19 protein-coding genes and 2 pseudogenes are annotated in these 21,667 nt (G+C 61.6%); 9 read left to right on the top strand and 12 right to left on the bottom strand.

Annotated features, from left to right (window positions below; translation table 11 throughout):
- The first annotated feature begins 3 nt into the window (after positions 1 to 3).
- From rbfA to NKH57_RS05805, 6 genes and pseudogenes are all read left to right on the top strand, one after another.
- Positions 4 to 429 (top strand): 30S ribosome-binding factor RbfA, encoded by a 426-nt coding sequence (rbfA, locus tag NKH57_RS05830; RefSeq protein WP_352601443.1) that lies wholly within the window; start codon positions 4 to 6, stop codon positions 427 to 429.
- Positions 429 to 1,442: a tRNA pseudouridine(55) synthase TruB gene (gene truB, locus NKH57_RS05825; protein WP_352942508.1), complete on the top strand. Its 1,014-nt coding sequence runs from the start codon at positions 429 to 431 to the stop codon at positions 1,440 to 1,442. Before rbfA ends, truB begins: the two co-directional genes overlap by 1 nt.
- 45 nt (positions 1,443 to 1,487) lie before the next feature.
- Positions 1,488 to 2,582 (top strand): magnesium/cobalt transporter CorA, encoded by a 1,095-nt coding sequence (gene corA / locus NKH57_RS05820; protein WP_352942505.1) that lies wholly within the window; start codon positions 1,488 to 1,490, stop codon positions 2,580 to 2,582.
- Between the two features lie 77 nt (positions 2,583 to 2,659).
- Positions 2,660 to 3,034 carry a 30S ribosomal protein S15 gene (gene rpsO, locus NKH57_RS05815; protein WP_274533684.1) on the top strand — a complete coding sequence of 125 codons (375 nt, stop codon included), beginning with the start codon at positions 2,660 to 2,662 and terminating at the stop codon, positions 3,032 to 3,034.
- A 279-nt stretch (positions 3,035 to 3,313) separates the two neighbouring features.
- A complete protein-coding gene (gene pnp, locus NKH57_RS05810) occupies positions 3,314 to 5,461 on the top strand; it encodes a polyribonucleotide nucleotidyltransferase (protein ID WP_352942502.1) in 2,148 nt (715 codons plus the stop codon).
- 72 nt (positions 5,462 to 5,533) lie between these two features.
- A pseudogene (locus NKH57_RS05805) lies at positions 5,534 to 6,553 on the top strand (class I SAM-dependent methyltransferase).
- Between the two features lie 15 nt (positions 6,554 to 6,568).
- Here NKH57_RS05805 and NKH57_RS05800 read toward each other — a convergent pair.
- The 4 genes from NKH57_RS05800 to fabA form a co-directional block, all read right to left on the bottom strand.
- Entirely contained in the window at positions 6,569 to 8,113 is a 1,545-nt protein-coding gene (locus tag NKH57_RS05800) for a putative bifunctional diguanylate cyclase/phosphodiesterase (protein ID WP_352727033.1), read from the bottom strand.
- A 206-nt stretch (positions 8,114 to 8,319) separates the two neighbouring features.
- Positions 8,320 to 9,132 (bottom strand): enoyl-ACP reductase FabI, encoded by an 813-nt coding sequence (gene fabI, locus NKH57_RS05795; protein WP_023758108.1) that lies wholly within the window; start codon positions 9,130 to 9,132, stop codon positions 8,320 to 8,322.
- A gap of 13 nt (positions 9,133 to 9,145) precedes the next feature.
- Positions 9,146 to 10,366 carry a beta-ketoacyl-ACP synthase I gene (fabB, locus tag NKH57_RS05790; RefSeq protein ID WP_352601429.1) on the bottom strand — a complete coding sequence of 407 codons (1,221 nt, stop codon included), beginning with the start codon at positions 10,364 to 10,366 and terminating at the stop codon, positions 9,146 to 9,148.
- A 49-nt stretch (positions 10,367 to 10,415) separates the two neighbouring features.
- On the bottom strand, positions 10,416 to 10,931 hold the full coding sequence (gene fabA, locus NKH57_RS05785) for a 3-hydroxyacyl-[acyl-carrier-protein] dehydratase FabA (RefSeq protein ID WP_023758106.1): 516 nt from the start codon (positions 10,929 to 10,931) through the stop codon (positions 10,416 to 10,418).
- Between the two features lie 242 nt (positions 10,932 to 11,173).
- Here fabA and irrA point away from each other — a divergent pair, with 242 nt between their 5' ends.
- Positions 11,174 to 11,620, top strand: a complete 447-nt coding sequence (gene irrA, locus NKH57_RS05780; RefSeq protein ID WP_352942551.1) for an iron response transcriptional regulator IrrA — start codon at positions 11,174 to 11,176, stop codon at positions 11,618 to 11,620.
- Complete coding sequence (locus NKH57_RS05775) at positions 11,617 to 11,991, top strand: DUF4260 domain-containing protein (RefSeq protein ID WP_352942497.1); 375 nt, start codon at positions 11,617 to 11,619, stop codon at positions 11,989 to 11,991. The genes irrA and NKH57_RS05775 overlap by 4 nt, the downstream gene beginning before the upstream one ends.
- A gap of 152 nt (positions 11,992 to 12,143) precedes the next feature.
- Here NKH57_RS05775 and NKH57_RS05770 read toward each other — a convergent pair whose 3' ends face one another.
- The gene (locus NKH57_RS05770) at positions 12,144 to 12,704 is read right to left on the bottom strand and encodes an SH3 domain-containing protein (protein WP_023758103.1); all 561 of its coding nucleotides are present in this window, start codon (positions 12,702 to 12,704) and stop codon (positions 12,144 to 12,146) included.
- Positions 12,705 to 12,863: 159 nt separating this feature from the next.
- Between NKH57_RS05770 and NKH57_RS05765 the strand changes: the two genes are divergently transcribed.
- Positions 12,864 to 13,865 (top strand): 2-hydroxyacid dehydrogenase, encoded by a 1,002-nt coding sequence (locus tag NKH57_RS05765; protein ID WP_023758102.1) that lies wholly within the window; start codon positions 12,864 to 12,866, stop codon positions 13,863 to 13,865.
- Between the two features lie 31 nt (positions 13,866 to 13,896).
- Here NKH57_RS05765 and NKH57_RS05760 read toward each other — a convergent pair.
- From NKH57_RS05760 to NKH57_RS05730, 7 genes and pseudogenes are all read right to left on the bottom strand, one after another.
- Positions 13,897 to 14,435, bottom strand: a pseudogene (locus NKH57_RS05760) (GNAT family N-acetyltransferase).
- Positions 14,389 to 15,144, bottom strand: a complete 756-nt coding sequence (locus tag NKH57_RS05755) for a molybdopterin-synthase adenylyltransferase MoeB (protein ID WP_352601421.1) — start codon at positions 15,142 to 15,144, stop codon at positions 14,389 to 14,391. The pseudogene NKH57_RS05760 and the gene NKH57_RS05755 overlap by 47 nt, the downstream one beginning before the upstream one ends.
- Positions 15,145 to 15,282: 138 nt before the next feature.
- Positions 15,283 to 16,422: a DNA replication/repair protein RecF gene (gene recF, locus NKH57_RS05750; RefSeq protein WP_352830453.1), complete on the bottom strand. Its 1,140-nt coding sequence runs from the start codon at positions 16,420 to 16,422 to the stop codon at positions 15,283 to 15,285.
- A gap of 186 nt (positions 16,423 to 16,608) precedes the next feature.
- Positions 16,609 to 17,727, bottom strand: coding sequence for a DNA polymerase III subunit beta (gene dnaN / locus NKH57_RS05745; RefSeq protein WP_023758098.1), 1,119 nt, complete (start codon positions 17,725 to 17,727; stop codon positions 16,609 to 16,611).
- Between the two features lie 300 nt (positions 17,728 to 18,027).
- A complete protein-coding gene (gene dnaA, locus NKH57_RS05740) occupies positions 18,028 to 19,500 on the bottom strand; it encodes a chromosomal replication initiator protein DnaA (RefSeq protein WP_352727025.1) in 1,473 nt (490 codons plus the stop codon).
- Between the two features lie 924 nt (positions 19,501 to 20,424).
- Positions 20,425 to 20,691, bottom strand: a complete 267-nt coding sequence (gene rpsT / locus NKH57_RS05735) for a 30S ribosomal protein S20 (protein ID WP_013533694.1) — start codon at positions 20,689 to 20,691, stop codon at positions 20,425 to 20,427.
- Positions 20,692 to 20,873: 182 nt separating this feature from the next.
- Entirely contained in the window at positions 20,874 to 21,647 is a 774-nt protein-coding gene (locus NKH57_RS05730; protein ID WP_023758096.1) for an enoyl-CoA hydratase, read from the bottom strand.
- Positions 21,648 to 21,667: the final 20 nt, after the last annotated feature.

Here is a 21,667-nt window from a genome sequence, read left to right as displayed (position 1 = left end):
AAAATGCCCCGTCCAACCGCATCCAGCCCATCCCAGCGCATGCTGCGCGTCGCCGAACAGGTCCGCCATGCGCTGTCCGAAACCCTGCAGCGGGGCGAGATCATCGATCCGTTGATCGAGAACACCGTGGTGTCGGTCTCGGAAGTGCGCATGTCGCCCGACCTGAAGGTCGCCACTGCTTTCGTCTCGCCGCTCGGCGCCAAGGACACAGATGCGGTGGTCGAGGCTCTGAACAAGCATGCGAAGTTCGTCCGTGGCCGCGTCTCCGGCGCATTGCGGCAGATGAAGTTCATGCCGGAGTTCCGCTTCAAGCTCGACACCTCCTTCGATAATTTCGCCAGGATCAACGACCTGTTGAAGTCGCCCGAGGTGGCGCGCGATCTGGGTCCTGAAGACCAGGACAAAGACGACAACAAGGACACCGAATAGTGGCGCGTCGCGGCAAGAAGAAAGGCCGGCCGATCTCGGGCTGGCTGATCCTGGACAAGCCGGTCGGCATGGGTTCGACTGAAGCCGTCTCCAAGATCAAATGGCTGTTCCAGGCGGAAAAGGCCGGCCATGCCGGTACGCTCGATCCGCTGGCGTCCGGCATGCTGCCGATCGCGCTTGGCGAGGCCACCAAGACCGTGCCTTACGTGCAGGACGGCGCCAAGATCTATCGCTTCAATGTTGCCTGGGGGCAGGAGCGCTCCACCGATGACCTCGAGGGTCCGGTGACGAAGGAGTCCGGCCTGCGTCCGTCTGAAGCCGAGGTGCTTGCCCTTTTGCCGAAATACACCGGCGTCATCATGCAGACGCCGCCGCAATTCTCGGCCATCAAGATCGCGGGTGAGCGCGCCTACGATCTGGCCCGCGATGGGGCGACAGTCGATATTCCACCACGCGAGGTCGAGATCGGCCGGCTCGATATTGTCGGGCACAACGCCGACCATACGGTTTTCGAGGTCGAATGCGGCAAGGGCACTTACGTGCGCTCGCTGGCCCGCGACATGGGCCGCGACCTCGGCTGCTTCGGCCATATTTCCGAATTGCGCCGGGTCGAGGTCGAGCCGTTCACGCCAGAGGATTTCGTCACCATCGCCGAGCTGGAAGCCGCCCGTTTCGGCGTGCGGGATGAAGACAGCTCGGAGGCGACGGATGTCGCCGACGCGATAGAAGCCGCCGACACGATAGAAGTCGCTGACGCGGTGGAAGCGCCAATCGACTTCGACGCCATCGATGCGCTTCTGGTCGATACATCGGCTGCCCTCGACTGCCTGCCGCAAATCGCCATCAGCGACGATGCGGCGACCAAGATCCGCCTTGGCAATCCGGTCATCATTCGTGGCCGCGACGCACCGGTGGAAGCCGAGGAAGCCTGCGCCACGGCACGCGGCAAGCTGGTCGCCATCGGAGCGATCGAGCAAGGCATGTTCAAGCCCAAGCGGGTCTTTGCCGGCTGAGCGCACTCATCTAATGTCTGCGGGACATAGCGTTAGAGGGGCTCCATGGCAAAGGCTGAGGCGATCAAGAAGCGGGCGCCGGTGAAGACGCGGCGGCCGCCGGTCGGTGCATCGCCGGGCACGCTGATCGCCGACCCGTCGGCGCGGCGTAGCGAACTCAGGCTGACGCTGATCTCGCCAGAAAAATTCAAGACCATCGAAAATGCCAGCATCGACGACCTCAACACCCATTGCGACAAATGGCCGGTCATCTGGCTCGACTGTACCGGCCTCGCCAACATTCCGCTGATCGAGGAGATCGGCCGCATTTTCAGCCTGCATCCGCTGGCACTGGAGGACGTCGTCAACACTGGCCAGCGGCCCAAGGTCGACTTCTTCGAGGACCATGCCTTTGTCGTCGTCAGGATGATCGACGATGTCACGTCGCACCGCTATGAGCAGATCGCCGTCTTCTTCGGCAGCAACTTCGTCGTCACCTTCCAGGAACGTGAAGGCGATCCCTTCAATCCCGTGCGCAAGCGCATCGAAAGTTCGGCGCCCAACCGGTTGCGCGCGCGCGGTGCCGACTACCTCGCCTATGCGCTGATCGACGCCGTCGTCGACAGTTATTTCCCGCCGATCGAGTCGGCCGGTGAGATGGTCGACAGCATCGAGGACGAGATGCTGCATTCGCCGCACAAGCATCAAATGCGGCAGCTGCATGAATTGCGGCGCGATGCCAATGTGCTGAAAGGGGTGCTGTGGCCGATGCGCGACGCGCTGGCGACGTTGATCCGCAATGACGTGCCCTATGTGAAGGCCGAGACCAAGATCTTCCTCAACGATACGCTCGACCATTCGCTCAGGCTGATCGAACTGGTCGAAACCCAGCGCGACATGCTGACCGGCCTGATCGAGATGCATCTGTCACTGAGCCAGGCGCGCACCAACGACGTCATCAGCTATCTCACCATCGTCTCGGTCATCTTCATGCCGCTGACCTTCCTGGTCGGCATCTGGGGCATGAATTTCGATCCAGGGACTTCGCCCTGGAACATGCCGGAACTGAAGGCCTATTACGGCTATCCCTTGTCGCTTCTGTTCATGGCGCTTGTCGCGTTCGGGCTGATTGCCTTCTTCAAATGGAAGAAATGGCTCTGACAAGGATAGAACCGGCCATTTTAGCCTGAAAAGCCGGCTTGTGAATTGGGCTGGTGTTTTCCGGGGAATTGCACTATATGCGCCGCAGCATAGCGCTAAGACGCTTTGCCTGCACCGGCCCCTGCTGGACGACATCCCGGCTGAGGGCGACCCGTTTCCTCAAACAGATAAGGAAAAACACGATGTCGATTACTGCCGAGCGCAAACAGGAATTGATGGGTGAATTCGCAACCGCCAAGGGCGATACCGGGTCTCCGGAAGTCCAGGTGGCCATCCTTTCCGAGCGCATCAAGAACCTGACCGACCATTTCAAGGACCACAAGAAGGATAACCATTCCCGCCGTGGTCTGCTCGCTCTCGTCTCCCAGCGCCGCAGCCTGCTTGATTATCTCAAGCGCAAGGACGACGCGCGCTATCAGACGCTGATCGAGAAGCTCGGTCTGCGCCGTTGACGAATTGACCGGCGGGCTTTCTTCGGAGAGTCCGCCGGTCGCGCATTCTGCCAGTCGCATCGACTGGCCAGACCCGGTTTCGATCGTGCAGAGGGCACTCGAAACCGCCCATGGACGGTCATGGGGCAGGATTGCAGGACGCTCGTGCGCGCTCGCCCGCGCCGAAATTACCCGAGCCTCCCGTTGTCTTGCCCGTGGCTGCCCGAGAAAGGAAGCCAAGGGAAAGGGCATCCCGCACCGTGAAACGGCGCGGCCCTTTCCTCATATTAAGGACAAGATATGTTCAATCACCACAAAGTGGAAATCGAATGGGGCGGTCGTCCGCTCATCCTCGAAACCGGCAAGATCGCCCGCCAGGCTGACGGCGCGGTGCTCGCCACCTATGGCGAGACCAAGGTTCTCGCCACCGTCGTTTCGATGAAGGAGCCGAAGCCCGGCCTCGATTTCTTCCCGCTGACCGTCAACTACCAGGAAAAGACCTACGCCGCCGGCAAGATCCCGGGTGGCTATTTCAAGCGTGAAGGCCGTCCGAGCGAGAAGGAAACGCTGGTTTCCCGCCTCATCGACCGCCCGATCCGCCCGCTCTTCGCCTCAGGCTACAAGAACGACACCCAGATCGTCGTCACCGTCGTCCAGCACGATCTCGAGAACGATCCCGACATCCTGTCGATCGTTGCCACATCGGCTGCCCTGACGCTCTCGGGCGTGCCCTTCATGGGCCCGATCGGCGGCGCCCGCGTCGGTTACATCAACGGCGAATACGTGCTCAACCCGCATGTCGATGAGATGCAGGAATCGAAGCTCGACCTGATCGTCGCCGGCACCACCGACGCCGTGCTCATGGTTGAATCCGAAGCCAAGGAACTCGGCGAAGAGTTGATGCTCGGCGCCGTCATGTTCGGCCACAAGGGCTTCCAGCCGGTCATCGACGCCATCATCAGGCTGGCCGAAGTTGCCGCCAAGGAGCCGCGCGATTTCACCGCGCCGGACTATTCCGCCCTTGAAGCCGAGATGCTGAAGATCGTCGGCGACGAGCTCAGCACTGCCTACAAGAACGTCGACAAGCAGAAGCGCTACGCCGCCGTCGACGCCGTCAAGGCGAAGGTCAAGGCCGCGTTTGCCCCGGCTGAAGGCGAAGACGCCAAGTACACCTCCGAGCAGATCGGTGCCGTGTTCAAGGAACTCCAGGCCAAGGTCGTGCGCTGGAACATCCTCGACACCGGCTCGCGCATCGATGGTCGCGACCTGAGCACGGTCCGCAAGATCGTCTCGGAAGTCGGCGTCCTGCCGCGCACCCATGGTTCGGCGCTGTTCACCCGCGGCGAGACCCAGGCGCTGGTCGTTGCCACGCTCGGCACCGGCGAGGACGAGCAGTATGTCGATTCGCTGACCGGCATGTACAAGGAGAAGTTCCTCCTTCACTACAACTTCCCTCCCTACTCCGTCGGTGAGACCGGCCGCATGGGTTCGCCGGGCCGCCGCGAAATCGGCCATGGCAAGCTCGCCTGGCGCGCCATTCGCCCGATGCTGCCGAGTGCCGACCAGTTCCCCTACACGCTGCGCGTCGTCTCGGAGATCACCGAGTCCAACGGCTCGTCGTCGATGGCGACTGTCTGCGGCACCTCGCTGGCGCTGATGGATGCCGGCGTGCCGCTGGCCAAGCCCGTCGCTGGTATCGCCATGGGCCTGATCAAGGAAGGCGAGCGCTTCGCGGTTCTGTCCGACATCCTGGGTGACGAAGATCACCTCGGCGATATGGACTTCAAGGTCGCCGGCACCGCCAACGGCATCACCTCGCTGCAGATGGATATCAAGATCGAGGGCATCACCGAGGAGATCATGAAGATCGCGCTGGACCAGGCCAAGGATGGCCGCCAGCATATCCTCGGCGAGATGGCGCATGCTCTGACCGGCGCGCGTGCGGAACTCGGTGAGTTCGCGCCGCGCATCGAAGTGATGCACATTCCGACCGACAAGATCCGCGACGTTATCGGATCGGGCGGCAAGGTCATCCGCGAGATCGTCGAGAAGACCGGCGCCAAGATCAACATCGAGGACGACGGCACGGTCAAGATCGCTTCGTCCAACGCCAAGGAGATCGAGGCGGCGAAGAAGTGGATCCACACCATCGTCGCCGAGCCGGAAGTCGGCGAAATCTATGAAGGCACGGTCGTCAAGACCGCCGACTTCGGCGCTTTCGTCAACTTCTTCGGTCCGCGTGACGGCCTCGTCCACATCTCGCAGCTTGCCAACGACCGGGTCGCCAAGACCTCGGACGTGGTCAAGGAAGGCGACAAGGTCTGGGTCAAGCTGATGGGCTTCGACGAGCGCGGCAAGGTCCGCTTGTCGATGAAGGTCGTCGACCAGGCCACCGGCAAAGAACTCGCCCGCGACAAGAAGACCGAAGGCGAAGAAAACGCCGCCTGATCGGCCTGAACACACAATCGAAGCGGGCGCGCCGGTAGGTCGCGCCCGTTTTCATTTGAAGGGGACACGGGAATGTCTGCTGAGGCGTTGAAGACGCTTTTTCATCCGTTCGAGGCCGAGGCTGTCGCCTTGCCGCAGAAGGGTGAGCGCGTTCTCTTTCTCGGCGCTGAACCGGGCTTTCGCACGCCGCAAGGGTTCTAGGCAACGCTGCATCTCGTGCAAGGCTTCCGGCCGCATTTTCGCGCGCTGCAGGCCTCCGGCGTCATCGTCACCGCGCAAGCGGAAGGCGACGGTTTTGATATGGCACTCGTGCTGGCCGGCAGGCATCGCGGGCTGAACGAAGTGCGTATCGCGCAGGCGCTTGAGCGCGTGGCGCCGGGCGGGCTGGTCATCGTTGCCGGCGGCAAGGATGATGGCATAGCCAGCCTGCGCAAGCGCGTTGACGAACTTGTGCCGCTTGAGGACCATCTGCCGAAATATCACGGCATCGCCTTCTGGTTACGCCGTCCTGTCGATCTGGCTGCTGCGGAAGAATTGCGCGCCGCCAACCCCGCCTTGCTGGTTGAAGGCCGGTTCCATACCGCGCCCGGCATGTTTTCCTTCGACCGGATCGATACCGGCTCGAGATTGCTGGTTGAGAACTTGCCCAATGATCTGCGTGGCAACGTTGCCGATTTCTGTGCCGGCTGGGGCTATGTGGCGGCCGAGATCGCCGCCCGCTCACAGGGCCTGTCGGAGCTTGATCTCTACGAGGCCGAATTCGATGCGCTCGAAGCCGCGAAGCTCAATCTGGCAGGGGTTAGCCAGTCGGTCGCCAGGAACTTCTTCTGGGTCGATCTGTTGAAGGAACCGGTAGAGAAGCGCTACGACGGGATCGCCATGAACCCGCCCTTTCATCGCAGTCGGGCGGCCGAGCCCGAGATCGGTGCCGGCATGATCCGCGCTGCAGCCAAGGCCTTGAAGCCGGGTGGGCGGTTGTTCATGGTCGCCAACCGCCAGCTTCCTTATGAGCCGATCCTGTCGGCCGCCTTTTCGAGCCATGTCGAGCTCGCCCGCGACGGCATGTTCAAGGTGCTTGCCGCGCGCCGTTGATACAATGCGTAGCATTCAATGCAGATTGGCGACGCGTCGGACCTCGTCGGTGACATGCGCGTCGCCAATTCTGATCTTGAGTGGCGCCGGCCTGCCAAACAGATAGCCCTGCACCACCTCGCAGCCGGCCGCCCGCAGCAGCGTCGCCTGGCTTTCGGTCTCGACGCCTTCGGCAATGATGCCGACGCCGAGCGCGCGCGAAAGGCCGACGATCGTCGAGACGACCGCGCCTGAGCTGGAATCCGTATCGAGGCGGCTGACGAAGGACCGGTCAATCTTCAGCTTGCCGAATGAGAAGTCGATCAGGTAGCTCAAATTGGAATAGCCGGTGCCGAAATCGTCGACGGCGACCGAGATGCCCATGTCCGCAAGCTGCTTCAGGATGGCGGCGGCGCGGTCGCGATCCTGCATCATCGCCGTCTCGGTCACTTCCAGTTCCAGCCGCGACGGTTTGATGCCGGTGCTCGTCATGGTGTCGCGCACGGTGCCGACGAAGTCCTTGGTCATGAACTGCACGGGCGAGATGTTGACGGCGACGAAGCAGTCGTCGGGCAGATGCCGGGCGTCGCTGCAAGCCTTGCGCAGCACCCATTCGCCGATCGGGCCGATCATGCCGGTTTCCTCGGCGATCGGGATGAACTCCATCGGCGGGATCATGCCGCGTTCGGGGTGCCGCCAGCGGATCAGGGCTTCATAGCCGACGATGCGGCCGGTCGGTAGGTCGAGCTGCGGCTGGTAGTGAAGATCGAAGTCACCGCGCTCGAAGGCTGTATTCAGCTCGGATTCGATCCACTGGCGATGATCGGCGACCCTGCCCATTTCGGCATGGAAGACAGACCAGTTGCCGACGCCGCTGGCGCGGGCATTCTGCAGCGCCAGATTGGAGCGGCGCAGGATGAGGACGGGATCTACGCCGTCCTTGGGCATCGCCACAATGCCCACCGACAGGCTGACCGATTGCAGGTGAGTGCTGAGTTCATAGGGCTCCATCATCTCGTCGATGAGCCTCTCGATGGTGCTTTCCAGCGACCCGGACACCTGATTGTCGGGGAGTAGAACCGCGAATTCACCGGCGCCAATGCGTCCGATCAGCGCCCGCTGCGGGACGCAGCTCTTCAATCGCTTGGTGAAGGCGCGGATCAACTCATCGCCCTGGCTGTAGCCGATGGCGTCGTTGATCTGCTTGAAGCGGTCTATGTCGATGTCGATGAGGAACATCGGCTCGCCGGTCCGGCTTGTCGCGCACGCCGCCTCGGCAATCTTGCCGACCATTGCCGGACGCGCCAAAAGGCCCGTCAGTTTGTCGAAATGGGTTTCCGTGAAGACGAAATCCGCCGATTCATCCACGCCGGCGAAGAAGGACATCGCGGCTGCCGACGCCGCCAGTGCGCAAAGCGCGGCCATCATCGCGACCATCATGTCCGCGGAGATGCCGGCAAAGCCTTCGCCGAGACCGAGCTTCAGGCCCCAGAGTCCGAGGACGAAACTGCCGAGACCCGAGCTCGCTATGGTGAGCAATCGGAACACCGGTGTTCGCTTCGGGTTGCTGACGGCCGACATTGAAAGATCCCCAGAGTACGGGGCTTTCTAGCGGATATCTCCTTAAAATGAGTTTCCGCCAATGCATCTAATTTTATTCGACCGAAAGTATTTCTTTAGAGGGTTAAAGCGCGTCGCGTTGAAACGGATTCCGCCGGCGCATCTTAAGCCTTTGTTTCATAAATGTCGTTGTCCCAAGACCGCTGCGCACGCTTCGGCGACGTGCATTAGTCTCGTCCGCCGTCGGTCTGCTTCAATTCGTCCAGCGTCGGCATGGAAACGATGTGATAGCCGGAATCGACATAGTGGATTTCGCCCGTGACGCCGGACGACAGACCCGACAACAGATAAAGCGCGGAGCCGCCGACCTCGTCGATGGTCACCGTGCGGCGCAGCGGCGAGTTGCGCTGCTGATAGGAGAACATGTGGCGGGCGTCGGAAATGCCGGCGCCGGCAAGCGTGCGCACGGGTCCAGCCGATATGCCATTGACCCTGATGCCGCGTGGACCGTAATCGTTGGCAAGATAGCGCACACTGGCCTCCAGTCCTGCCTTGGCGACGCCCATGACATTGTAGTTCGGCATGACGCGGACCGACCCCGCATAGGTCAGCGTGATCATCGATCCACCGTCCTGCATCAGGGCGGCGGCATGGCGGGCGACCTCGGTGAAGGAGTAGCAGGAGATCACCATGGTGCGGACGAAATTATCCCGGCTGGTGTCGGCGTAGAGGCCTTTCAACTCGTTCTTGTCGGAAAAGCCGATGGCGTGGACGACGAAATCCAGCCCGCCCCATTCCTTGCCCAGGGTCTCGAACGTGGCGGCGACCGAAGCGCTGTCCTCGACGTCGCACGGCACCACCAGCGAGGCACCGAGCTTGTCCGCCAGCGGCTTGACCCGGCGCCCGAAGGCATCGCCCTGATAAGTGAAGGCGAGTTCCGCTCCATGTTCGGACAATTTCCGGGCGATGCCCCAGGCGATCGAATGATCGTTGGCGACACCCATGACAAGCCCGCGCTTGCCCTTCATCAATCCGTCCATGGCCGGCAAATCCTTATGCGGAATAGCGCTGGAAAACGAGCGTTGCGTTGGTGCCACCGAAGCCGAACGAATTTGACAAGACGGTGTCGATCCTGGCGTCGTCGATGCGCTTTCGCACGATCGGCATGCCCTCGAATTCGGGGTCGAGCGTCTCGATATGGGCGCTTTCGCCGATGAAACCGCCCTGCATCATCAGGATCGAATAGATGGATTCCTGCACGCCGGCTCCGCCGAGCGAATGGCCGGTCAGCGATTTTGTCGAGGTGATGTAGGGCATCTTCTCGCCGAACACCTCGCGGATCGCGCCCATTTCCTTGGAGTCACCCACCGGCGTCGAAGTGCCATGGGTGTTGATGTAGTCGACCGGCGTGGAAACCGTGGCCAGCGCCTGGCGCATGCAGCGAACCGCACCCTCGCCTGAAGGGGCAACCATGTCATAGCCGTCCGAGGTCGCGCCGTAGCCGACGATCTCGGCGTAGATCTTAGCGCCCCGCGCCTTGGCGTGCTCAAGCTCTTCCAGCACCAGCACGCCCGCGCCGCCGGCGATGACGAACCCGTCGCGATTGGCGTCATAGGCGCGCGAAGCGGTCGATGCCTTGTCGTTAAACTTCGACGACATGGCGCCCATGGCGTCGAACAGGTCCGACATCGTCCAGTCGAGATCCTCGTGGCCGCCGGCAAAGACTATGTCCTGTTTGCCCCACTGGATCAGTTCGTAGCCATTGCCGATGCAATGCGCCGAGGTCGAACAGGCCGAAGAGATCGAATAGTTGACGCCGTGGATCTTGAACCAGGTGGCAAGCGTTGCCGATGCGGTCGACGACATTGCCTTCGGCACCGCGAACGGACCGATACGCTTGGGACTGCCGTTCTTCAGAGTGGTCTCGGCTGCCTCGAAGATGGTGCGGGTGGATGGTCCGCCCGATCCCATGACGATGCCGGTGCGCTCGTTGGTGATGTCGCTCTCTTCCAGGCCCGCATCCGCGATCGCCTGATCCATGGAAACGTGGTTCCAGGCCGCACCTTGGCTTAGGAAGCGCATCGCTCGGCGGTCGATCATGGCGGATGGATCGAGCGTCGGCGCACCCCAGACCTGGCACCGGAAACCATGCTCGGCGAACGAATCGGAGAAACTGATGCCGGATCTGGCATCATGCAGCGAGGTTTGCACCTCGTTGGCATTGTTGCCGATCGACGACACGATGCCGAGGCCTGTGACAACGACACGTCTCATTCGCAACTCCTTCCAGGGATGCTGGCCAAGGGCCGGCTAGGAATTCTGGTCAGCCGACCGTCGGCTGTTTCGACAGACCGACCTTCAAATCCGTTGCCGCGTATATGGGCTCGCCATCCGCCTTTAGCCAGCCATCGGCGATGCCAAGCACCAGCCGGCCACGCATCACGCGCTTGAAGTCGATGCCGTACTCAACCTTCTTCACCGAGGGCGTGACCATGCCCTTGAATTTCACTTCACCGGTCGACAGTGCCATTCCCTTGCCGGGTTCGCCGAGCCAGCCAAGATAGAAGCCCGTCAATTGCCACATGGCATCGAGGCCGAGGCACCCCGGCATGATCGGATTGCCGATGAAATGGCAGGCAAAGAACCACAGGTCCGGCTTGATGTCGAATTCCGCGCGGATGAAACCCTTCTCGAAGGCGCCGCCCGTCTCGCTGATCTCGGTGATACGATCGAACATCAGCATGGGAGGATAGGGAAGCTGGGCATTGCCCGGTCCGAACAACTCGCCGCGGGCGCAGGCCAGCAATTCGTCATACTCGTAGCTGGATTTACCCGTCATCAACCTCATCCCCATACCGTTCGGGCTATCGGGTGCCCTGTCGTTGGCTTCCTAACACAATCTGTTTCAGGCCGGAAACCGGCGTTTGCGCTTAACCTGCTCGTTTGCCTGGGTCAATGCGCGCTATTGATCGCATTCGGACGACAGAATATATGTCCTGAAAAGGTCCGGTATCGGCAGAAGTTCATTATTTTGCCATTCTGGACGTGTCTTGGGGCGGAACTGTGAGGTTCGACGAGAAGATGGACCTGGACGGCCGGAAGGGAAATGTGGCTGTGGACAAGCGGGTCCGTGAAGCCGGGCTGAGGCCGACGCGTCAGCGCATTGCGCTGGCCGACCTGCTTTTCGCCAAGGGCGATCGTCATTTGTCGGCCGAGGAACTGCACGAGGAAGCGGTCGCCGCCGGCGTGCCGGTATCGCTGGCCACTGTCTACAACGCCCTTCATCAGTTCACCCAGTCGGGACTGTTGCGTATCCTCGCTGTCGAGGGCGCGAAGACCTATTTCGACACCAACACCTCCGACCATCACCATTTCTATATCGAAGGCGAAAACCGCATATTCGATATCGACAGCGGTCCGGTGACGGTCGCCAACCTGCCGGAGCCACCGGCGGGGATGGAGATCGCCAATGTTGACATCGTGGTGAGGCTGCGCCCCAAGCGCCGCGAAGGATCGGCGGGAGATTGAAATCGCTTGATCTGGCAATCCGGCTCGAATGGGCCATCGTTGCGGCAGCTGCCGTCGTTTTCTACGCCTCGACTGGCATGTCGTGGTGGCTCTTCGGGGTGCTTATCCTGGCGCCGGACTTATCGATGTTGGGCTATCTGGCGGGGCCGCGCGTCGGTGCCCTTGCCTATAACGCCCTGCACATCCTGATCGTACCGGTATTCCTGCTGCTGGCCGGGCACCTGTCCGGCAATGCGACCGTGATGGCGGTCGCATTGATCTGGATCGCTCACATCGCCATCGACCGTGCGCTGGGCTACGGCCTCAAGCTGTCGACCAGCTTTCAGGACACCCATCTCGGCCGCATCGGGCGCCAAACGACCACGGTCTGATACAGGCGACCAGACTGCGTGATACTGAACCGGTCGCATGGATTGCCGGGTTTGCCAGCCAGCAGGATTACGCTCCTGACACGGCCGCGTTGCCGTCACCGTGATTTGCCGGGCCTATATATATCTGATCCCGCGTCCTCTCGATGGGGTGGTCAGTTCTTGACTCGCTCGCCGGGGTAAGCGCCCCACACAATCGACTGGGCAAGCCAGCCGGTGTGGCCATCGAACGTCATTTCGCACCACTGGCCGTCGCAGGATTTGATCGTGCCCATGACGCCAGGCTCTACCATCGCGACCACCCGAGCGTCCTTGTCGGGGCTGTTGAGAAGGTTGATCTGAGCGCCCTTGCCGCGCTGCCACGGTGCGACGATTGCCGTGCGCCGGCCGGAAAGCAGCGACTGATTGATCCAGCCTTCCGAACCATCGGCATCGCGCACGCGGCGCCATGTGTCGAATTCCTGGATGATCTCCATCGGCAGGCCAGCCTTCATATACATCCAGTCGACCGAATAGTTGGCGCCGGGGCCGACGCGCGAGTTGACGCGGCCGGATTTCAGGCTGACGAATCGCGGCAGCGGCAAACCGCTCGGCCCGACCGTGACGACGCTCTGGGCAGGTGCTGCTGCACTCTGCGCCGCGGCAAGCGGAGAATAAAGCAAAGCGCCGAGAAGTGCTCCGCTGAGGGTCAGGCGAAACGACGCGAAACCAGACACTTTCATTCCTTTCGGCGCTTGCCTGGCGGCATCGGCGCCCCTTTTTCTTTGTCTTCGGCGGCACCGCTTGTTACATGGGGTAATCGGCACCGCGACCGGCTTTCAGTTTCGCCGGTCTTGGTTAAAGAGGTCTCAACGAGATCGGGGTACGAGGAAACAATGGCAGGCAAAAAGAAGCCTCTCGTCGTCATCACGCGAAAGCTGCCCGATCCGGTCGAGACCCGCATGCGCGAACTGTTCGACGCCCGGCTGAATGTCGAGGACAGGCCGATGACGCAGCCTGAACTGGTTGCCGCGGTCAAGGAGGCCGACGTGCTGGTGCCGACGGTGACCGACCAGATCGACGCGGCGCTGATCGCCCAGGCCGGCGACAACCTCAAGCTGATCGCCAATTTCGGCAATGGCGTCGACAAGATCGATGTCGAGGCCGCGGCCAAGAGGGGCATCACCGTCACCAACACGCCCAATGTGCTGACCGAGGACACCGCCGACATGACTATGGCGCTGATGCTGGCGTTGCCGCGGCGGCTGGCGGAAGGCGCCAACGTGCTCACCGGCGACAAGAAATGGGCCGGCTGGTCGCCGACCTGGATGCTTGGCCGACGCATTTGGGGCAAACGGCTGGGCATCGTCGGCATGGGGCGCATTGGCACGGCGGTTGCCAGGCGGGCCAAGGCGTTCGGCCTCTCGATCCACTACCATAACCGCCATCGCGTGCTGCCTGACGTCGAAGACGGGCTGGAGGCGACCTATTGGGAAAGCCTCGACCAGATGCTGGCCCGCATGGATATCATTTCGGTCAATTGCCCTTCGACGCCGGCGACCTTCCATCTGCTTTCGGCGCGGCGGCTGGCTCTGATGCAGCCCACGGCCTATATCGTCAACACCGCGCGCGGCGACATCATCGACGAGGAAGCGTTGGTCAGGCTCATCCAGGACGGTAAGATTGCCGGAGCCGGCCTCGATGTCTATGAGCACGAACCGGCTTTGAACAGCAAGCTGCTGAAGCTCGCCGCCAAGCACAAGGTCGTGTTGTTGCCGCACATGGGCTCGGCGACGCTCGAAGGCCGCATCGATATGGGCGAAAAGGTCATCATCAACATACGCGCTTTCGTCGATGGCCACCGCCCGCCGGACCGCGTGCTGCCGCTCAGAACCTGACGCAATCGAAACGCAGAATGAAAGACCAGGCTTACACAAGCACCTTGCGCATGGTGATCGAGGTCGGCTTGAAGAGCCCTCATGCGCCGTCCGCTCGGTTTCGTGAAAGCCGAGTCGGGCAAAGGCTGCATGGTTTGCGGTCAGTTCGATCCGCGTCTGAAGCTCGAGTGCCGCCTTGCCGCGGCTTAGGGCAAGATCTTCGACCGCCTGCATCAACCGCCGCCCAATACCTTGTCCCTGGCAGTCCGGCGCGACAGCGAGTTTGCCGACATAGAGTTCCGCCACCTTTTCAAGGGCAAAGATACAGCCGACGCTCCTGCCGTCCTTGAGTGCCACGAAGCCGGTCTCCCGCCGCGCCTTGTCCCGTAGAGTATCGGTGGTCAGCAGGCGGGCAGAGGAGGGTGGGTCGATCACGCCGTCCATCGAGGCGAAGGCGCGCATGATCAGTGCGAGCACATCGTCCCAACGGTCGAAATCGGCCGAAATCTGTGTGATGGAGACAGCTTCAGTCTGTTCCACGGGATCAGTTTCTCTTGTAGCGGATCGTGTCGAAACGCGCCGCCAGCCCATCATAGAGCAGCAGCCTGCCGACCAGCGGCTCGCCGACGCCGGTGATCAGCTTGATCGCCTCCATTGCCTGCAGTGTGCCGACGACACCGGTCAGCGCACCAAGCACGCCGGCTTCGGCACAGGACGGCACCAGCCCAGGCGGTGGCGCTTCGGGAAACAGGTCGCGGTAGCCCGGATTGGGCTTGCCGTCCTTGCCGTCCTCGAATGGCTTCAACACCGTCACCGAGCCATCGAAGCGCCCGACGGCGGCATGAACCAACGGTTTCCCAGCGCTCGCGCAGGCATCGGCCACCGCGTAGCGGGTTTCGAAATTGTCGGAACCGTCGACGACGATGTCATAGCCGGCGACGAGGGCAGGGGCATTGTCCGCAGTCAGCCGGAATGTGTGCGTTTCGACGCTGGTGTTGGGATTGATGCGGGCGATTGCCGCCTTGGCGCTGTCGGTTTTCAGCATGCCGACACTGTCCGTGCCGTGAATGACCTGGCGCTGCAGGTTGGAGAGCGAAATGGTGTCGTCATCGACCACGCCGAGCGTGCCGACGCCGGCTGCGGCAAGATATTCAAGCACCGGCGCGCCCAGCCCGCCGGCGCCGATGACCAGCACTCGCGCCTGTTTCAGCCTCTGCTGGCCAACGCCGCCGATCTCGGGCAGCACGATGTGGCGGGCATAGCGTTCGATCTCGTCGGCGGTCAGGGCGGCAGGGGTCATCGCCGGATCATATAGCGGCTGCAAAATCCTGTCAGGGGCTAATGCATGTCGCCCAAAAGTGTAGAGCGGTTTTGGGACAACGACATGCATAATCTCATGCATGTCGCCCAAAAGTGTGGAGCGGTTTTTGGGACAGAGTTAGATCGTTGGCCCAACTGTGCCGTGGTCGACAGTCAGGAATTGCGCACGCCCCTTGAGACTGGAAAAAAGCGCAGCATCGGTTCCGGTCATGAACACCTGGCAGTTCAATTCTTCAAGGATGGAAAATAGCGCCGCGCGCCGCCCGCCATCGAGATGCGCGGCGATCTCGTCGAGCAGCATGATAGGTGTCATGCCCGACATTTCGCCAGTCAACCGGGCATGTGACAGCACGATGCCGACCAGCAGCGCCTTTTGCTCGCCTGTCGAACAGAGCTCGGCCGGCATCGCCTTGGGACGGTGCCGCACCACCAGATCGGAACGGTGTGGCCCTTCGAGCGTGCGCCCGGCGGCACAGTCGCGGTCGCGGCCGTCTGCAAGCGTCCGGCGGAAGCTCTCCTCGACATCGACTGCCGGTGTGCTGGAAACCGCGGCCTCCAGGTCTCCTGAAAGGCCGATATCGGCCTGCGGAAACGGCCCCGTGTCAGGCAACCTGTCGATCATCGCGGCGAGCAGCCGCACCATCTCGGCCCGCGCCGCGGCGATCGCCACCCCGGTTTCTGCCATCTGCGTCTCGATCGCGTCGAACCAGCGGTCGTCTCGAGACCCATCTGTAAGCAGACGGTTACGACTGCGCATCGCTTTCTCGTAGTCGATCGCACGTTGCCCGTGGCCGGGGTCGATCGCCAGCACCAGCCGGTCGAGAAAGCGCCGGCGATCCGCGGCCGGCCCGGTGAACAACGCGTCCATCGCCGGCGTCAGCCACACCACGCGCAGCCATTCCAGCATGTCCTCGGCCGAACGCGCCGAAGCTCCGTTGATGCGCACCCGCCTGCCGCCTTCGCCGGGGTTGTCGCCACCGGAAATGCCTGTTCCGATCTCGACCTGGCCGTCAGGCCCGTCGAGCCGTGCATGCAGGGCAAAACCGCCGTCGCCGCCCTCGCGAGCGACGTCAGCGTAAGGGGCGCGGCGCAAGCCACGCCCCGGTGTCAGGAGGGAGATCGCTTCGAGGAGATTGGTCTTGCCGGCACCGTTGTCGCCGGAAAAAACCACGGCGCCCGGCGCCAGATCGATCGTCAGCGTCGCGTAATTGCGAAAGTTAGTAAGTGTAAGCTTACTTATGTGGGTCTGTGCCGGCAACCGCTATCCGCCTGTAGAGCGTTCATCGTTTCACGGAAACGCCGAACCGCTCTATCTCTTTGTTTCGACGCAATTCCGGACGGAAAGCCGTTTCACACCTTTCCTGGGACTGCTCTGGAAGTCGCCGCAACCATCATTCTCGTAGCCGGTCCCGGCTGCAGAGCCGGGCTGATGACTCGGCCGAGGCTACACTCGCATCGGCATCAGCACATAGAGTGCAGTTTCGTCGGCCATGTCGTGGATCAGCGTCGGCGAACCGGCGTCGGCCAGCATGAACTTGGCCTCCGTGCCGGTCAGTTGCGCGGCAACGTCGAGCAGATACTTGGCATTGAAGCCGATTTCGATCGGATCGGACGAATAGTCTGCGGCCAGTTCCTCGGTGGCGCTGCCTGAATCCGGATTGTTGACCGCAAGCGTCACCTGACCCTCGCTGATCGAAAGCTTCACCGCGCGGCCGCGCTCGGAAGAGATGGTCGACACGCGATCGACCGCGGCGGCAAAACTCTGGCGGTCGATGATCAGCTTCTTGTCGTTGCCGGTCGGAATGACCCGCTGATAATCGGGGAAGGTGCCGTCTATCAGCTTCGAGGTCAAAATTACGCTGCCGATGGTGAAGCGGATCTTGGTGTCCGACAGTTCAGTGGTCACCGCGACATCCGGATCGTCCACCAGCTTCTGCAGCTCGCTCACCGTCTTGCGTGGAATGATGATGCCCGGCATGCCCTCGGAACCCGCCGGCGCGTCGATCTCGGCGCGCGCCAGGCGGTGGCCGTCGGTCGCCACGGAACGAAGCTTCAGCTTGCCGCCGACCTCATGCGTGTGCAGGTAGATGCCGTTCAGGTAATAGCGTGTCTCTTCGGTGGAGATGGCGAACTGGGTCTTCTCGATCAGGCCTTTCAAGCCAACCGACTCGAGACGGAAGATATGCGAGAACGATCCGGCCGAAAGCTCCGGGAAGTCGGATTGTGGCAGGCACTGAAGGCGGAAGCTCGATCGGCCTGACGTCACCGTCATGGCATTGCCGTCCTCGTCCGTCTTAAGCATCACCTCGGCGCCATCGGCGAGCTTGCGCACGATGTCGTAGAGCAGATGTGCCGGAACCGTCGTCGCCCCGCCGCGCTCCACTTTGGCGGGCGTCGCTTCCGTCACCTCGAGGTCGAGGTCGGTCGCCTTCATTTCAAGGCTGGCGCCTTCGGCGCTGAGCAGCACGTTGGACAGGATCGGTATAGTGTTGCGCCGTTCGACCACACGGTGGACGTGGTTGAGCGACTTCAGGAGATTTGACCGTTCCAGGATAACACGCATGACGAAACAAGCTCGCTTGAATGAATGACGGGGTCACCAGTAAGCGGCACCCCGCGAAAGGTCTGAACAGGCTCAGAATCTGCGTAGACTGACAGGAAAAAATCAGCGAACGCAAGCCCGCGCGACCGGTTCGGGCCGGCTACGCGGGCTTTCTGGGGATAAAGCGTGCCAAGTCCGCGCGCCGGTGTCGCAAAACCGAAATCCGGGTCGATTCCATGCGCCGCCACGAGCCCGTTCCGGGCCCGAGCCGCACTGGCAAGCCATTGAATTCCGGCGTTGTTCCGGTTCGCCCCAGTCCGGTCAGGCCTGATCGTTGATCAACCGCCTCAACAACTCGAGTTCCTGCGCCAGCGTGTTGTCGTTGCCAGAAAGGTCCTCGATCTTGCGCACGGCATGCAGCACCGTGGTGTGATCGCGGCCGCCGAAACGCCGTCCGATCTCGGGCAGCGAGCGCGGCGTCATCACCTTCGACAGGTACATGGCGACCTGCCGCGGCTTGACGATGGTGCGCGTGCGCCGGTTGGACAGCAATTCGGTCTTCGACACATTATAGTGGCGCGCGACGATGCGCTGGATGTCCTCGATGCGGACCCGCTTCGGTTCACCGGTGCGATAGATGTGGCCGAGGATTTCGTCGATGCGGTCGATGGTGATCTGCGGCTCGAAGGATTGACGAAACAGCAGCTGGTTGAAGGCGCCTTCCAGTTCACGTCCGCTGCCGGTCACGGTACGGGCAACGTGATTGAGGATCTCTTCCGAAATATTCAGCGACCCGTCATCGACCCTGGCGGTGGCAAGGCGCAATTTGAGCATGCCAAGGCGCATGGAGAAATCGGGCGCCGACATTTCAAGCGCGACGCCGCCATTGAGGCGCGAGCGGACCCGCGGTTCAAGCGATTCCAGTTCCGACGGCGGCCGGTCGGCGGCAACGACGACCTGCTTGGCGCTGTCGAGCAACATGTTGATCAGGTGGCAGAACTCATGCTGGATGGACTTGCCCTGCAGGAATTGCATGTCATCGATGATGAGCAGGTCGATGTCGCGCAGCTGCTCCTTGAGCGTCAGCGCGTTGTTGTCGCGGATTGCGGTGGCAAAGCGCCACATGAAATACTCGGCCGTGAGATAGACGACGCGCGACTTTGGATTCTGCTTCAGCGATTCCGCCGCGATAGCCTGCAGCAGATGTGTCTTGCCGAGACCGACGGTTGCGTGAAGGAAAAGCGGGTTGAAACGCACCGCGCTCGATTGCGATTCCGCCACTGCCTTGGCGGCGGCGAAGGCCACCCGGTTCGACGGTCCCTCGATGAAGGAGCTGAATGTGTAGCGAGGATCAAGCGGTGACCCCAGCACATTGTGCCGGAATTCGCTCTCGACCGGTGTGCCCGGACGCGGGACCGGTGCACGCTCTGTCCGGCCGGGGCTGACGGTGCCGGCGGCGAGCGCAGTCTGCGTCTGGCGGGTCATCTTGCGTGCCGGCACCACCTCCGCCTCGGCCTGGCTACGGCCCTGGCGGGTCGCCGTGCGCACGACGATGTCGATCTTGAGGAGACCCGGATCCTCCTGCTTCCACAGCTCTGAGATGAGGTCGAGGTAATGTCCGTTGATCCATGATCGCAGGAATGCCGTGGGCACCGAGATGCGGACAATGCCCTTGGAAGCTTCCGCGACCTTCATGCGGCCAAACCAGCTAGAATAAACTTCGGTTCCCAGACGCGCCTTCAACTGGGCTTTCACCCGGTCGAATTTCTGTTCCGCGTCATTGGGGACCGCCATGTCGCTTGCTCCGATCAAAGTTCCAGGAAATGGGAGGTCGCCCGCAAGCTCCCTTTCGATGCCGCTCTGCATGATCTTTTCCTTGTCCTTCCGTACCTGTTTTCCACCGGGGATGCGCCTCCTGCATCCGGTTCCGGCGACTGCGTCTTCGCTACGATGTCCGCTGCCGCCGCCGGCAGATGAACGTCGCCCACTATCAGCGGGAACCGGTGCCGGCCCATGGAAGCCAGTCCGCGTTGGGTATGTCAGGGCAACACAACACCGTCCGGCGAAAAGAGCGCCGGCCGCCGTCTACCTGCCATGTCTAGTTACGCCAGTCCCCTACCGTATCGAAAAAAGACAAGCCAAATCGGTCCGCGGACTTGATCCGCGTTGCAAATCCCGCCAATTTAAGCTGGCCGATTCAGGCTGGGTTTAAGGCCCAGAGCCCGTCCCTTTCGATGGATCGACATTACCGAAATCGCTGTGGATAGGGCAAGGCCACGTCTAACGGATTTTTAAGGAATCTGGTTACTGGAGGCGAGTTCGAGCGGCGTACCGCAACGGCACATTTTAACAAAGCCATTGTGATTCAAACCCTTTTCCGGCGAATATGAAAAACCGCGCGCTGAGAGAAATATTCTGAAATAATTCACTTGACAGCCACTTGTCCCCCATCGCTCCGGCTCGATGTGGACAAGCTGTGGATCACCGCCGGTAAATGTCTGAAAATTAAAGACTATTTCTGGTAGCTAAGAATCTTTAAGTCGGCCCATTTCAAGCATGCTGACCAAGTGCAGGCATGCATACGCCGGCAAAGTATTCCCAATGGACAAATCCGCATAGAACGTCGTTTTCGGACATTCTTTTTAAGTGCTTGCCGGCAAACGAAAAAACCCGGCACAAACGGCCGGGTTCGAAGAACATCAGTCTAGGCAAGTAATGTTAGGCTGACAGGACTTTGACCCGTTGAGCCAGTCGCGACACCTTGCGGGACGCCGTGTTCTTGTGGATCACGCCCTTGGTTGCGGCGCGCATCAATTCCGGCTCCGCGATCTTGAACGCAGCCTGCGCGGCGGCCTTGTCACCGGAGGCAAGCGCCTCTTCGACCTGGCGGATATAGGTACGCACGCGCGAGCGGCGGTTCTTGTTGATCGCTGCGCGGCGTACGATCTTGCGCGTTGCCTTTTTGGCCGAGGATGTATTGGCCATGATGCCTCTCTTCTGATCTGGTAGGCGCATGCGGGATGCCGCAGGGCGCAAAAAACAAACGGGCAGCCACGGGGCCGCCTCGGTTGGTGCGGCTTATAGTTCAGCTTTTCCGGCGCGTCAACGCTGCCCGGCCTTCTTTTTGGCGGCCAACAGCCAACTTCTTCCCAGCCAAAGGATTGGCATCAGCGGTTGGTGAAATTCGGCTTCCGCTTCTCGGCGAAAGCCGCCATGCCTTCCTTCTGATCGTCCAGTGCGAACAGCGAGTGAAACAGTCGGCGCTCGAACCGCAAGCCCTCGGCAAGCGTCGTCTCGAAGGAGCGGTTGACAGCCTCCTTTGCCATCATCACCGATGGCAGCGAGAAACTGGCGATCTTGGCGGCCGCCTTCAGCGCCTCATCGACAAGATCGGCGGCGGGCACGACCCGCGACACGAGGCCCGAACGCTCCGCCTCGGCGGCATCCATCATCCGTCCCGTCAGGCACATGTCCATCGCCTTTGCCTTGCCGACGAAGCGGGTCAGCCGCTGCGATCCACCCATGCCTGGGATGACGCCGAGCGTGATTTCGGGCTGGCCGAACTTTGCCGTGTCGGCGGCAATGATGAAATCGCACATCATCGCCAACTCGCAGCCGCCACCGAGTGCATAGCCGGCGACCGCCGCGATAACAGGCTTTCGCGCCCGCGTAAGTTCCTCCCAGCCGACGAAGAAGTCTTGGGCGTAGGCGTCCGCATAAGAGATAGACTGCATCTCCTTGATGTCGGCGCCGGCGGCGAAAGCCTTTTCGGAACCGGTGATGACCATGGCGCCGATACCGGCATCGGCACTGAAGCCGTTCACGGCTGCGACCACTTCGGTCAGGATCTGCGAATTCAACGCATTGAGCGCCTGCGGCCGGTTCAGCCTGATCAGTCCGACCTTGCCATGCGTTTCGGTGATGATCGCTTCATAGGTCATGGCTGCTTCTCCTTGCTCGC

Source organism: Mesorhizobium sp. M1050 (assembly GCF_040318715.1).
Lineage (GTDB): Bacteria > Pseudomonadota > Alphaproteobacteria > Rhizobiales > Rhizobiaceae > Mesorhizobium.
This window is presented reverse-complemented; position numbering and strand designations above follow the sequence as displayed.

Bases quoted from the DNA above. Each gene is read 5' to 3' on its own strand.
- NKH57_RS05765 (WP_023758102.1), top strand. From the start codon at position 12,864: ATGGCAGGCAAAAAGAAGCCTCTCGTCGTCATCACGCGAAAGCTGCCC.
- NKH57_RS05800 (WP_352727033.1), bottom strand. From the start codon at position 8,113: ATGTCGGCCGTCAGCAACCCGAAGCGAACACCGGTGTTCCGATTGCTC.
- NKH57_RS05755 (WP_352601421.1), bottom strand. From the start codon at position 15,144: ATGACCCCTGCCGCCCTGACCGCCGACGAGATCGAACGCTATGCCCGC.
- rpsO (WP_274533684.1), top strand. From the start codon at position 2,660: ATGCGCCGCAGCATAGCGCTAAGACGCTTTGCCTGCACCGGCCCCTGC.
- dnaA (WP_352727025.1), bottom strand. From the start codon at position 19,500: ATGGCGGTCCCCAATGACGCGGAACAGAAATTCGACCGGGTGAAAGCC.
- fabI (WP_023758108.1), bottom strand. From the start codon at position 9,132: ATGGACGGATTGATGAAGGGCAAGCGCGGGCTTGTCATGGGTGTCGCC.
- fabB (WP_352601429.1), bottom strand. From the start codon at position 10,366: ATGAGACGTGTCGTTGTCACAGGCCTCGGCATCGTGTCGTCGATCGGC.
- rpsT (WP_013533694.1), bottom strand. From the start codon at position 20,691: ATGGCCAATACATCCTCGGCCAAAAAGGCAACGCGCAAGATCGTACGC.
- dnaN (WP_023758098.1), bottom strand. From the start codon at position 17,727: ATGCGTGTTATCCTGGAACGGTCAAATCTCCTGAAGTCGCTCAACCAC.
- pnp (WP_352942502.1), top strand. From the start codon at position 3,314: ATGTTCAATCACCACAAAGTGGAAATCGAATGGGGCGGTCGTCCGCTC.
- rbfA (WP_352601443.1), top strand. From the start codon at position 4: ATGCCCCGTCCAACCGCATCCAGCCCATCCCAGCGCATGCTGCGCGTC.
- fabA (WP_023758106.1), bottom strand. From the start codon at position 10,931: ATGACGGGTAAATCCAGCTACGAGTATGACGAATTGCTGGCCTGCGCC.
- irrA (WP_352942551.1), top strand. From the start codon at position 11,174: ATGGACCTGGACGGCCGGAAGGGAAATGTGGCTGTGGACAAGCGGGTC.
- corA (WP_352942505.1), top strand. From the start codon at position 1,488: ATGGCAAAGGCTGAGGCGATCAAGAAGCGGGCGCCGGTGAAGACGCGG.
- NKH57_RS05730 (WP_023758096.1), bottom strand. From the start codon at position 21,647: ATGACCTATGAAGCGATCATCACCGAAACGCATGGCAAGGTCGGACTG.